General features: G+C 58.5%; 14 protein-coding genes. 5 read left to right on the top strand and 9 right to left on the bottom strand.

What is annotated here, in order from left to right; genetic code table 11:
- The first annotated feature begins 23 nt into the window (after positions 1-23).
- Positions 24-671: a pyridoxamine 5'-phosphate oxidase gene (pdxH, locus tag EJA70_RS16410; protein WP_158832038.1), complete on the top strand. Its 648-nt coding sequence runs from the start codon at positions 24-26 to the stop codon at positions 669-671.
- Positions 672-712: 41 nt separating this feature from the next.
- Here the strand turns inward: pdxH and EJA70_RS16405 are convergent, their stop codons facing one another.
- Positions 713-913: a hypothetical protein gene (locus EJA70_RS16405; protein ID WP_158832036.1), complete on the bottom strand. Its 201-nt coding sequence runs from the start codon at positions 911-913 to the stop codon at positions 713-715.
- Between the two features lie 179 nt (positions 914-1,092).
- On the opposite strand from EJA70_RS16405, the gene EJA70_RS16400 reads away from it, so the two are divergent.
- Positions 1,093-1,557, top strand: coding sequence for a glycine zipper 2TM domain-containing protein (locus EJA70_RS16400; protein ID WP_008086349.1), 465 nt, complete (start codon positions 1,093-1,095; stop codon positions 1,555-1,557).
- Positions 1,558-1,618: 61 nt separating this feature from the next.
- Here EJA70_RS16400 and EJA70_RS16395 read toward each other — a convergent pair whose 3' ends face one another.
- The 5 genes from EJA70_RS16395 to nhaA form a co-directional block, all read right to left on the bottom strand.
- A complete protein-coding gene (locus tag EJA70_RS16395; protein ID WP_158832034.1) occupies positions 1,619-1,873 on the bottom strand; it encodes a colicin E3-like toxin immunity protein in 255 nt (84 codons plus the stop codon).
- A gap of 7 nt (positions 1,874-1,880) precedes the next feature.
- Complete coding sequence (locus EJA70_RS16390) at positions 1,881-3,101, bottom strand: S-type pyocin domain-containing protein (RefSeq protein ID WP_158832032.1); 1,221 nt, start codon at positions 3,099-3,101, stop codon at positions 1,881-1,883.
- A gap of 193 nt (positions 3,102-3,294) precedes the next feature.
- On the bottom strand, positions 3,295-4,035 hold the full coding sequence (locus tag EJA70_RS16385; protein ID WP_158832030.1) for a zeta toxin family protein: 741 nt from the start codon (positions 4,033-4,035) through the stop codon (positions 3,295-3,297).
- Positions 4,032-4,301 (bottom strand): hypothetical protein, encoded by a 270-nt coding sequence (locus EJA70_RS16380; protein WP_158832028.1) that lies wholly within the window; start codon positions 4,299-4,301, stop codon positions 4,032-4,034. Before EJA70_RS16380 ends, EJA70_RS16385 begins: the two co-directional genes overlap by 4 nt.
- Positions 4,302-4,423: 122 nt before the next feature.
- Positions 4,424-5,611, bottom strand: a complete 1,188-nt coding sequence (nhaA, locus tag EJA70_RS16375) for a Na+/H+ antiporter NhaA (protein WP_008086339.1) — start codon at positions 5,609-5,611, stop codon at positions 4,424-4,426.
- Positions 5,612-5,863: 252 nt separating this feature from the next.
- Between nhaA and EJA70_RS16370 the strand changes: the two genes are divergently transcribed.
- Positions 5,864-6,958: a PLP-dependent cysteine synthase family protein gene (locus EJA70_RS16370; protein WP_158832026.1), complete on the top strand. Its 1,095-nt coding sequence runs from the start codon at positions 5,864-5,866 to the stop codon at positions 6,956-6,958.
- 128 nt (positions 6,959-7,086) lie between these two features.
- Here the strand turns inward: EJA70_RS16370 and EJA70_RS16365 are convergent, their stop codons facing one another.
- Both EJA70_RS16365 and EJA70_RS16360 read right to left on the bottom strand, forming a co-directional pair.
- Complete coding sequence (locus tag EJA70_RS16365) at positions 7,087-8,700, bottom strand: NAD(P)/FAD-dependent oxidoreductase (protein WP_158832024.1); 1,614 nt, start codon at positions 8,698-8,700, stop codon at positions 7,087-7,089.
- A 97-nt stretch (positions 8,701-8,797) separates the two neighbouring features.
- Complete coding sequence (locus EJA70_RS16360; RefSeq protein ID WP_158832022.1) at positions 8,798-9,451, bottom strand: COG3650 family protein; 654 nt, start codon at positions 9,449-9,451, stop codon at positions 8,798-8,800.
- 144 nt (positions 9,452-9,595) lie between these two features.
- Here EJA70_RS16360 and EJA70_RS16355 point away from each other — a divergent pair, with 144 nt between their 5' ends.
- A complete protein-coding gene (locus EJA70_RS16355) occupies positions 9,596-10,699 on the top strand; it encodes an acyltransferase (protein ID WP_158832020.1) in 1,104 nt (367 codons plus the stop codon).
- A 23-nt stretch (positions 10,700-10,722) separates the two neighbouring features.
- Here the strand turns inward: EJA70_RS16355 and EJA70_RS16350 are convergent, their stop codons facing one another.
- Entirely contained in the window at positions 10,723-11,322 is a 600-nt protein-coding gene (locus EJA70_RS16350) for a short chain dehydrogenase (protein ID WP_008086329.1), read from the bottom strand.
- A gap of 104 nt (positions 11,323-11,426) precedes the next feature.
- On the opposite strand from EJA70_RS16350, the gene EJA70_RS16345 reads away from it, so the two are divergent.
- Positions 11,427-12,341 (top strand): LysR family transcriptional regulator, encoded by a 915-nt coding sequence (locus EJA70_RS16345; protein ID WP_158832018.1) that lies wholly within the window; start codon positions 11,427-11,429, stop codon positions 12,339-12,341.
- Positions 12,342-12,348: the final 7 nt, after the last annotated feature.

The following is a 12,348-nucleotide window of genomic DNA, read 5'->3' as shown; positions in this document are numbered from 1 at the left end:
CCGCTAACGAAAAGGAATGCGCCATGACCCAGGCTCTGGCAGATATGCGTCGTGATTACACCCGGGACGGTTTGACCGAGGCGCAAGCCCCGGCCGAGCCATTTGCGTTGTTCCACCAGTGGTTCGCCGACGCGGTGAAAACCGAACAGGCGCCGGTGGAAGCCAACGCCATGACCCTGGCCACGGTGGATGCGGACGGCCGTCCGCATTGCCGCATTCTGCTGCTCAAAGGCCTGGACGAGCAGGGTTTCACCTTCTTCACCAACTACGAGAGTGCCAAGGGCCAACACCTGGCGGCCAACCCTTTTGCTGCCATGACCTTCTTCTGGCCGACTCTTGAGCGCCAGGTACGCATCGAAGGTCGGGTGGTGAAGGTCACGCCCGAGGAGTCCGATGCCTATTACCAGGTGCGTCCGTTGGGCAGCCGTCTCGGCGCCTGGGCTTCACCGCAGAGCCGGGTGATCAACGGGCGCGGTGAACTGGAGGATTTGCTCAAGGCGACCGAACAGCGCTTTTCCGATACTCAGCCCGACTGCCCGCAACATTGGGGCGGTTATCGCTTGCTGCCTGAGCGCATCGAATTCTGGCAGGGCCGTCCGAGCCGTCTGCACGATCGCCTCAACTACCGTGTGCAGGGCGCTGACTGGATTCTTGAACGTCTGGCACCCTGAGCAGTCTACCGAGCGGGATAGCCTGCCGCAGCGGCCTCAAGTCACTGCGGCAGATCCCGGCGCTTGATCTTCTGCGCCTGAGCGTTCGCCAACTGCTCGAGCATGAAGGCCCGTTTGCCCTCATCCTTGCCGGCCAGCGACAGCGCCAGGTCGCGATCCATCCAGCGTTTGATCCGCACGTACAACCACCCATGGAAGTACAAACCGGCGGCCGTGGTGACGACGATGATCAAGTAATCCATGAAAATCCTTGGTGTCGGTGGCGCAGAATCTGGAATTTGGCGCTACTGTAGGGGCTTCTATAGGGAAAAGTGCAGGCGTCTGTACCTCGCCTGAATGAAAGCCAATTTGTCCGGGCTGCGTCGTGACAGGCGTCAAGCCACGGAGTTTAATGAATATATGTTCCTTTGGAGTTGATGCTATGCGTAAGTCTGTTCTGCTGGTTGCTTCCTTTTCCACGATGGCGATGTTGCTTACCGGCTGCCAATCGAGCCTGACCGGTGACTCCTACTCCCGTGACGAAGCGCGTCGCGTGCAGACGATTCGCATGGGCACCATCGAATCCCTGCGCCCGGTCAAAATCGAAGGCACCAAAACCCCGATCGGCGGCATCGCCGGTGCAGCAGTAGGTGGCGTTGGCGGCAGCGCCATCGGTGGCGGCAAGGGCAGCATTGTTGCTGCGGTCATCGGTGCAGTGGCGGGCGGTCTGATCGGTTCGGCCACAGAAGAAGGCCTGACCCGCACGCAAGGTGTGGAAATCACCGTGCGTGAAGACGACGGCAGCATGCGTGCCTACGTGCAGCAGGTTCAGGAGAACGAAGTGTTCCGCGTTGGCGAGCGCGTGCGCATCTCCACCGTTGGCGGGACCAGCCGCGTTTCGCACTAAGCGGGATGCAGGGTAAAGAAAACCCCGATCAGGTGACTGGTCGGGGTTTTTTGTTGGCTGCTTACCAATGGTCGCGGTAGACGAAAGCGATCTGAAAGTCGAAAGAAGATAAATCAATGGTTTGTCTGAAGTGGGGTTGCAAGATATCGACCCATTGCGAGGGCACATCGAATCCTCCGTTGTTCACATTATTTTCGATTGGCATTCCAAGTGATTCGATAATTGAACCGTCGTCACAGAAGTCCTTCGATAATTCTTCTCCTTCTCCCAGTCCCGTTTTCTTGTCATACCATTCAAGCCTGGCTCTTAGTCCCATAGATCCCTCATAGATATTTCTTGATGCTGCGCTTCTTCTTTTTCGGCGGATCTAGCTGCTTACCGGTTTTATGGTCGAACGAACCCAAGTGAGTGCCATCACTTGCCCGGTATGTCTCAAGCTCTCCATGCAGAAAATCCCATTCATATATTGTTCTACCTTTCACATCCGTCCAGCGATCTCGGAGACCACCCGCGTATGGGGTTTTCTTTTTTGCTCTTTTCAAACCGGGAAATGCGGTGATATCGCTTGTTTCGGGAGCAGGATGGTAGGTATGGCCAGCTTCGGCGGTACCGTGGCGTCGTATATTTAGAACAATATAAACCGGCCTAACACCCGACCCCACCGGAAACACCAGTATGAAATCTTTGTACTCCGGCGGATAAACCGGATTGACCAGAATCCCGTCCGCAGCGTTCGTCGGCGGATAAACCCAGATATGCGGTGCTTGCGGTGCAGCCTCCAGCGCAGGAATGCCGAGGATGTCCGAGCCATCCACAGCAGGTGTCCAGATCAGTTCTACGTCTTCACCAAGATCGGCAATAAACTCGCTGCCCCGCGCGCTGAATTGCACGACATCAACCATTTCCCAATCGCGATGCTTGCCGGTGTAGAAGCCGTAGCCCTTCAAGCTTCCATCAGCCTGTTGCTCGACTCTCAACCGGACGCGAGTTCGCGCCTGTTGAAGGCCGCGCAATTGCTCCTCGGTATACAGCGCGCTGTCACCAAGGCTCGATGGCATGAACAGCGCCACCAGACCCACCAATGGCGTAATCACCGGGCTGGATACAATTGCGGGCAGAGCTTTGAAAGCCGAACCTGCCAACGCAAAACTGCCAAATCCTGTAGGGATGACCGTTGCACCGATTTTCTTGAGATGAACTGCACCGCTTTCATCGGCTTCGCGGGCACCGAGCAGGATGAGATCGCCGTAATCCTTCAGGCTGTCGGTCGGCACCATCCCCGAGGGACTCGAGTAGTCGATGATTGCATCCGGCAAGTTGCAGGACTTGGCGAATACGCAGCCGGCCCGCTCTGGGTTGGCTTTTTTGACCGCCGCCTCACAGCTACGCTCGAAAGCCTCCTGCCGCGCCAACATGGCGTCGTAAGCGTTTTGTCTGGCGTCGCGTGCGGCCAATTCGCTGGCTTTCATGAAGCGTTGGGTGACGTGATGCCCGTCGCCTTGCGGTGGGTTGGGAACCCGGGGAATGTCCTTGTTGCCAGCCACTGATCGTCCTTTCGCTCATCCATCGACAGCCCTTTGCAAAGGGCTGGGCAACGTTAACGAAGCAGGAAAATTGTGGCTGTAGGACGCGTCTCTAAAGACGTGGGAATTGTTCGACGCAAGACCCGCTGGCGCTCTGCTGAAGAGCAAGACTATAAAAGAGTCAGAAGATTGGGGAGAAATTCGCGTCCATCACTTACAGCAACTTATCGAGTACGAACTCTTTGAACCATGGCGGCTGGGTGTCTGATTTAATTTCAATCAGTTCGCCATCAGTGATCTCCGCTATTTGCGTCAGGCCTTCACTGCCTTCATCCGAGTTGTCGAAAATATAGGCCCGGTTCGAGGTCAAGATAGCTTCAGACAAGAGCTCAAGAGATCTCCAGTACCGCGCTTGTATTTTTTCAGGAGGAACGCTGTGCCCACCTTGGGATACTCGATAGGCAACCCTGGCAATATTGATCTGAGGATCGGCTGTCGCGACGTAGTAAACGTAAACCCGGTAACCGGACTGATGGGCCTCGGCGAGCAGGCTGACTTTGTCAGAGGAGGACATGACTGTTTCAAAGGTAAAACTGATGCGTTCTTTGATCAGTGATCTACGTATAAAGTCGGAAAGGGCGGATGCGACGTATGAGTCGATTTCAGTATTGGAAAAGCTGAGGCGTTCGCCATCAATCGTAAGGGCATCGAGCTTTGCTAGTGAATGTGGGGATTTCTTTAGCAGGGCATGTTCACGGAAGAAGTCGAAAATGTCTTCCTTGTGAGCCTCGATGCGATAGGAGGTGAAATCAAAATAGCCCGTATCTTTGATTGCTCGTTCGATGTCATCAGGATTTATGTAGTTGCCCAGCAAATGCGCGGGAACCAGTCGATTGAAGGTGCTTTTTCCTGAGCCGTTCGGGCCCGCGAATATCCGTAACCTCGGTGTGCTCAAGAAGTGGCCTGTTTTGAGGATTTGTTGATGTGCAGGCGAGTGCCGCTTTTCAGATTTCCATAGGTGCCGATTGAGCGCAAAGCAATTGATGTCTTCTCGGTCACTTCAAACAGCTGACCATCTTTGGCAACGAGAACCGCAGCGCCGTTGGCGAGCGCCATTTTATAAGCGTTGCTGAAGGCCTTCAGAGCAATGTCCGGAATACGCGATTCCTGTACGGAAATCTGATCGTCCGTCATTGGGCGTTTTTCTGCTTTACGTGACATGGATGACTCCAGAAGCGGTGCTGAGAAGGTGCGGCTGTCAACGAAAGATATAGCACACTTGCAAGGTTCAGAGCCAAGCCCCTCTGGATAGAAGGGCTCTGCCTTTTGTAGAAATATGCGTATCAGGCGTTTTGCAGAGCATTGCGGCGACTCGCCGCTGCCGTCACCGCATAACCAATCAACGCCGCCAGAATCGAGCCGGTCAGAATGCCCATCCGATCCATCCCGGCGTAGTCGCTCACGCCCGGTTCAAAGGCCAGCGAACCGACGAACAGGCTCATGGTGAAGCCGATCCCGCAGAGAATTGCCACGCCCATGACCTGACCCCAGTTGGCGCCTTGGGGCAGGGCGGCGATGCCGACTTTGACCGCCAGCCAGGTCAGGCCGAACACACCGACGGTCTTGCCCAGCAGCAGGCCCACCGCGATGCCCATCGGCACGTGGTGAGTGAAGCTTTCCACGGTCACGCCGCTCAGTGAAAGGCCGGCGTTGGCGAAGGCGAACAGCGGCAGGATGCCGTAGGCCACCCACGGATGCAGCGCATGTTCGAGGGTCAGCAGTGGCGACGGCTCGGCGTTTTTCGTGCGCAGCGGGATGCAGAAGGCCAACGTCACGCCGGCCAGCGTCGCGTGCACTCCGCTCTTGAGTACACAAACCCAAAGGATCAGGCCGATGATCATGTACGGCCCGAGCTTGACCACCCCGAGCCGGTTCATCGCCACCAGCGCGGCAATGCACGCTGCGGCCAGGCCCAACGACAGGGTCGAGAGTTCGCCGGAGTAGAAGATCGCGATGATCACGATGGCGCCGAGGTCATCGATGATCGCCAGGGTCATCAGGAACAGCTTCAGCGACACCGGGACACGCTTGCCGAGCAACGCCAGTACGCCGAGGGCGAAGGCGATGTCGGTGGCGGTCGGGATCGCCCAGCCGCTCAGCGCCGCCGGGTTGTCACGGTTGAGAAACCAGTAGATCAGCGCCGGCACCAGCATACCGCCGATCGCCGCCGCGCCGGGCAGGACGATCTGCGAGGGCTTGGACAGCTGACCGTCGAGCACCTCGCGCTTCACTTCCAGGCCGATGAGCAGGAAGAACATCGCCATGAGGCCGTCGTTGATCCACAGCAGCAGAGGTTTGGCGATTTTCAACGCACCGATCTGCGCCACCACGGGGGTGTCGAGCAGGCCGGTGTACAGCCACGACAGCGGCGAGTTGTTGATAATCAGGGCCAGGATGGCTGCGGCGATCAATAACAGACCGCTGGCAGCTTCCAACTGAAAGAAACGCGTGAAAGTGCTACGCAGAGGCAAGGTCGCTCTCCATCGAATCGTCAAAAAGGTGGGACACCCTAACCCGTACTGTTAGTTGTTAAAACAAAAGTTATATTCTTTTTTGTTATATGGCGTTACAACGCGGCTGAGCCCCGGCCACGCTGAGCCTAGCAGTTGCCCGACACATTGAGACGCAGCTGTATCTGTGCGTGAAGGAGGATTTTTCCTAAGCTGATGAGCAAGCCTTTCGAACAGATAGACCTCCTGCCCGATTCAACGAGAACCATCACCATGAGCGACAACCGACAGTGGGCCCGCGAAGCCATCCGCATCATCGAAGCGGATTTTCAGCGCAGCGCCGACACCCACCTGATCCCCTTGCCGCTGCCAGGTTTTGCCGGCATCGAGTTGTATTTCAAGGATGAGTCCAGCCATCCGACCGGCAGCCTCAAACATCGGCTGGCACGTTCGCTGTTTCTCTATGCGTTGTGTAACGGCTGGCTTAAACCCGGCGCGCCGGTGATCGAAGCGTCCAGTGGCTCGACGGCAATTTCCGAAGCCTATTTCGCGCGGATGCTCGGTTTGCCGTTCATTGCGGTGATGCCGGCAACCACCTCGAAAGAGAAGATCGCGCAGATTGCGTTCTACGGTGGCCAGAGTCATCTGGTGCAAGATCCGACGCAGATCTACGCCGAATCCGAGCGTCTGGCGCGTGAGCATGGTGGCCATTTCATCGACCAGTTCACCTACGCCGAACGTGCCACCGACTGGCGCGCGAACAACAACATCGCCGAGTCAATCTTTCAGCAGATGCGTTACGAGCAACACCCGGAACCAAGCTGGTTGATTTCCAGCCCCGGCACCGGCGGCACCACCGCGACCCTCGGCCGTTATGTGCGCTATCGCCAGCATTGTACGCGCGTGTTGTGTGCCGACGCCGAGCGCTCGGTGTTCTTCGATTACTACCAGAGCGGCGATGCGAGTTTGCGTCTGGAGTGTGGTTCGCGGATAGAGGGTATCGGTCGGCCACGGGTGGAGGCGTCGTTCCTGCCCAAGGTGATTGATGCGATGGTCAAGGTGCCGGATGCCTTGTCGCTGGCGGCCATGCATTATCTGGCGCAGCGTCTGGGGCGGCACGTCGGCGGGTCGAGCGGGACTAATCTGATCGGCGCGTTGATGGCGGCGCAGCAGATGAAAGCAGCGGGGGAGTCGGGGTCGATCGTGGCGATTCTTTGCGATGGCGGCGAGCGCTATGCCGACACGTATTACGATCAGGATTGGCTGAAAGCGCAGGGCTATGAGCTGAGTGGGTTGATCGAAGCCGTGACAGCGAGTGCCGAGCGCGGTGAACCGCTGCCGACCTCAGTCCTGCGCGCCAACATCTGACACACCGAAATCAATGTGGGAGCTGGCTTGCCAGCGATGGCAGTGGTTCAGTCAACATTAATGTTGAAACTGAGTCCGTCATCGCTGGCAAGCCAGCTCCCACAGGGGGGGATGTCAGGGGATGCTGATCACTCAGTCAGGCCGAGGATGTCGCGCGCCACGGCTTCGGCAATGCGAATCCCGTCAACACCCGCCGACAGAATCCCGCCCGCATAACCGGCGCCTTCACCGGCGGGGAACAAGCCCTTCACGTTCATGCTCTGCAGCGTCTCGTTACGCGTAATGCGCAGCGGCGACGAGGTGCGCGTCTCGATCCCGGTCAACACCGCATCGTGCAGCGAATACCCGCGAATCTGCTTCTCGAATGCCGGCAAGGCCTCGCGGATGGCCTCAATGGCAAAGTCCGGCAACGCCAGCGCGAGGTCGCCCAGCGCCACGCCCGGCTTGTACGAGGGCTCGACTTCGCCCAGCTCGGTCGAGGGAATGTCATTAATGAAGTCGCCGACCAGTTGCGCCGGCGCCTTGTAATCGCTGCCACCCAGAATGAACGCGTGGGATTCCAGACGTTCCTGCAACTCGATCCCTGCCAGCGGGCCGCCCGGATAATCGACTTCCGGGGTAATACCGACAACGATGCCGGAGTTGGCGTTGCGCTCGTTACGCGAGTACTGACTCATGCCGTTGGTGACCACGCGGTTCGGCTCGGAGGTCGCCGCGACCACGGTGCCGCCCGGGCACATGCAGAAGCTGTAGACCGAACGGCCGTTCTTGGCGTGGTGCACCAGTTTGTAGTCGGCGGCACCTAGTTTCGGGTGGCCGGCGTACTTGCCCAAGCGCGCACGGTCGATCAGCGATTGCGGGTGTTCGATGCGGAAACCCACCGAGAACGGCTTGGCTTCCATGAACACGCCACGGCTGTGGAGCATGCGGAAGGTGTCGCGGGCGCTGTGGCCGAGGGCCAGAACCACGTGTTTCGAATGCAGGGTTTCGCCGCTGGCCAGCTCGACGCCGACCAGTTGGCCGTCTTCGATCAGTACGTCGGTGACGCGTTCCTGGAAGCGCACTTCGCCGCCGAGTTCGCGGATCTGCTCGCGCATGTTTTCAACCATGCCGGTCAGACGGAACGTACCGATGTGCGGTTTGCTGACGTAGAGGATTTCTTCCGGCGCGCCGGCCTTGACGAACTCGTGCAGGACTTTGCGGCCAAGGAACTTCGGATCCTTGATCTGGCTGTACAGCTTGCCGTCGGAGAACGTGCCCGCGCCGCCTTCGCCGAACTGCACGTTGGATTCTGGGTTGAGTACGCTTTTACGCCACAGGCCCCAGGTGTCTTTGGTGCGCTGACGGACTTCGGTGCCACGTTCGAGGACGATCGGCTTGAAACCCATTTGTGCCAGCAGCAGGCCGGCGAAGATGCCGCACGGGCCGAAACCGACAACGATCGGGCGCTGGCTCAGGTCACTCGGCGCTTCACCTACGAATTTGTAGCTGACATCCGGCGCCACGTTGACGTTACGGTCGTCGGCGAACTTGCCCAACACCTTGGCCTCGTCGCGCACGCTGAGGTCGATGGTGTAGATGAAGCACAGTTCGGAGGACTTTTTGCGCGCATCGTAGCTGCGCTTGAACAAGGTGAAATCGAGCAGATCATCGCTGGCGATGCCCAGACGCTGCACGATGGCAGGGCGCAGGTCTTCTTCGGGATGGTCGATTGGCAGCTTGAGTTCAGTGATTCGTAACATGGCGAGGATCCGGGTTCGCGGGGCGCACAACTGCGCCAGGGCGTTTGAAGGCCGCGATTATAAGCCGCAAAGGCCGGATCCGGTGAGGCTAAAACGCTCAGTCGTTGCGCGATCCGCCGAAATACCCGCAACCGCGCTGCACCTGGCCGTCGATGCGCAACTCGGCGCTCATGTGCTGCACGCTGCCGGTGTTGCTGTCGACGCAGCGCTGCGGCGCGACCCACAACTCGATGCGCTGGTTGTTGGCTTCACTGCTGAGGTTGAAGCGGCCGTCGCCCAGTTGTTCTTCAACATAAGGCACGGCGAGCGGCGGCTGACCGTCGCGGTCGATGACCATGCCTTTGCCGCTGACCTTGACGTTCCACTCCGGGCCATGGCCGGTCGCGCGCAGGATCAGCAGTTTGAAATTCGGATCATCGCAGGCCGTACCGGAGCGCTCGACGCGGTACAGTTGCGTCAGATCGAGGCGATCACCGGTGACTTTGCCGCGAACATCGGCAAACAGTTTGCCCTGCTCATCGGCGAGGGTCGCCGCCTCTTGCAGGACGCTGGTGCCGCCGATGTCATTGACCACCAGTTGGCGCTGATCCTGACACGGCTGAAACACCAGTTTGCCGTCAGCGGCGGTCAGTTGCCCCTGCATCCGCGTCTGCCCGACGTGCGAGGCACTTTCACGCTGGCCATCGAACAACTGGCAAGCGGCAAACAACGGCAGCAGGGCAACAAGGACTAACGAACGGGCAACACGCATCTTCGACTCTCCAGACAAGTGCCGCCACGTTACTGAGGGTGGGCGGTGATCACAAGGCTTGTGTGGCCGATGCCTGCCTACGCTTGAGTTGAGCACCGGGCCACAGCATAGTGGCGCACCTGTCCAGCAGCGGGCTCATCAGACATGCAGCAAGACTCTTCCGTATTTCCTCAACGACTGCATGCGCTGGACGCATTGCGCGGCCTCGCGGCGCTGGCCGTGGTGTTCTGGCACTGGCAACACTTCTTTTTCCTCGGCGCAGTGCCCGGTCCGTTACTGCGCGAGGAACAACCGTTTTACAGTGTTTTTTCGCTGTTCTACCGCCATGGCGGCGATGCCGTTTCGCTGTTTTTCAGTCTTTCCGGGTTTGTGTTTTTCTGGTTGTTTGCGCGTGCCCTCGCGCAGCGCGAACTGACCGCGAAACAGTTTTTCATTGATCGGTTCAGCCGGATTTACCCATTGCATCTGGCGACATTTGTTGTCGTCGCGGTGCTGCAAAAGATCTACAGCGCCTACACCGGTAACGCATTTGTTTATCCTTTCAACGATGCGTATCACGCGTTGTTGAATGTGCTTCTGGCGCCCGCGTGGGGGTTCGAGGACGGTTGGTCGTTCAATGGGCCGGTCTGGTCTGTCTCGGTGGAAGTGCTGTTGTACGGCGCATTTTTCCTGTTGTGGCGTTATGCGCCTAAGCCGCTAGTCATCAGCGTCGGTTTGGTGGTCAGTGCCGCATGGATATTTCCCGCACACTACAAAATCGCCCTGGGTGTGATCGGATTTTTCGGCGGTGGCTTGGCCTACTTCGGGGTGGCCGCGTTGTTGCGGCGGTTTGCCGAGCGCTGGGTGGGTGTGAGTCTGACGCTCGTCTGCGCGGCAGGCTGGTGGCTGTTCGACGATACAACCCAATCGGCACTGATCAAATTTGCCGTACTGTTTCCGCTGTCCGTCGCCTGCGTGGCGGCCTGTCACTCATGGCTGGAACCGTTGGCCAGGCGTCTGTCCTGGCTCGGCGACATCAGTTACGCCACCTATTTACTACATTTTCCGCTGCAAATTTCTGCGGCGTTGCTGGCCGACAAATTCTTCAATGGGCGCGAGGTGTTTTATCAACCGTGGAGTTTTTTGCTGTTTTTCACGGTGTTGATCGGCGCCAGCCTGCTTTGCCATCGTCTGTTCGAACGACCGCTGCAGCGCTGGCTTCGACAGCGCGCCGGTGGGTACGCCAAGCAACTTGAACCCGCTCGCTGACCCACCTCGTTGCAGTAGACGGCTCAGTTCACATGAAACGTCTGACCGGTTTGCAGGCCTTCGACACTTTTCGCGTAGGCCAACGCCACATCTGCCGCAGCAACTGGCTTATAGCCACGGAAGTACGGCGCATATTTGCCCATCGCTTCCAGCAACACGGTCGGACTGACCGAATTCACCCGCAGGCCGCGCGGTAACTCAATGGCGGCCGCCCGCACAAAACTGTCCAGCGCACCGTTGACCAGCGCCGCCGACGCACCGCTGCGGATCGGATCATGACTGAGCACGCCCGTGGTGAAGGTGAACGAAGCGCCATCATTGGCGAATTCGCGGCCGATCAACAGCAGGTTGACTTGGCCCATCAGCTTGTCCTTGAGGCCGAGGGCGAAGCTGTCTCCAGTCATCTCGCCGAGCGGCGCGAAGGTCACGTTACCGGCAGCGCAGATCAGCGCGTCGAACTTTCCGGTCTGTTCGAACAATTGGCGGATCGATGCGCTGTCGCTGATATCGACATTGAGGTCACCGCTGTTGCGACCGATGCGAATGATTTCGTGACGTTGCGAGAGCTCTTTGTCCACGGCTGAACCAATGGTGCCGCCAGCGCCTATCAATAGAATTTTCATCGAGCTGTACCTCAAGTGATTGAACGAGGACTCAGTCTAGAGTGGTTTTTTCTGCGGATAAGCGCACTAATAGGCAACCTTTGGTTTTCAAATGGAAACAATCCATGAGCGAAATGGATGATCTGGCGGCGTTTGCCGTGTTGATCGAGGCCGGCAGTTTTACCCTGGCGGCGCAGCAGTTAGGCTGCAGCAAGGGGCAGTTGTCCAAACGCATCAGCCAACTTGAAGCGCGGTTTGCTGTGGTGCTGCTGCAGCGCACCACACGTCGCTTGAGCCTGACGGCGGCAGGTGCGGCGTTGCTGCCGCAAGCGCAGGCGCTGGTCGTGCAGGTCGAAAAAGCGCGTCAGGCGTTGGCGCGGCTGAAAGACGATATGGCCGGTCCCGTGCGAATGACAGTGCCGGTTTCGCTGGGGGAAACCTTTTTCGATGGCTTGCTGCTGGAGTTCTCGCAGCAATATCCCGAGGTGCAGATCGAACTGGAGCTGAACAACAGCTATCGGGATTTGTCCCGCGACGGTTTTGATCTGGCGATTCGCAGCGAGGTGGCCAATGACGAGAGACTGGTCGCCAAGCCGCTGCTGGCCTGGCAGGAAATGACCTGTGCCAGCCCGGCGTATCTGCAGCGATTCGGCGAACCGACGACCCCGCAAGCGCTGGCCGAGCACCGTTGTTTGCTCAACAGCCACTACAGCGGCCGTGAGGAATGGCTGTATCACCAGCAGCACGAATTGCTGCGAGTACGGGTGTCGGGGCCGTTCGCCAGCAATCACTACAACCTGCTGAAGAAAGCTGCGCTCACTGGCGCGGGCATCGCCCGATTGCCTTCGTACTTGCTCCAGGCGGAATTGGCTGACGGCCGATTGCGCCTGCTGCTGCGCGACTATCAGACCCGACGGATGCCGATGTACCTGGTGCATCCGTATCAGGGCGGTTTGCCGAAACGCACGCAGGTATTGGCGGACTATCTGATCGGCTGGTTCAAGCGCAGCGGCGAGGCACTGGATCGCCTCCAGCACTGACCCATCC

The sequence above is a fragment of the Pseudomonas sp. PB103 genome, assembly GCF_009764635.1.
In the GTDB taxonomy this organism is placed as follows: Bacteria; Pseudomonadota; Gammaproteobacteria; order Pseudomonadales; family Pseudomonadaceae; genus Aquipseudomonas.
This window is presented reverse-complemented; position numbering and strand designations above follow the sequence as displayed.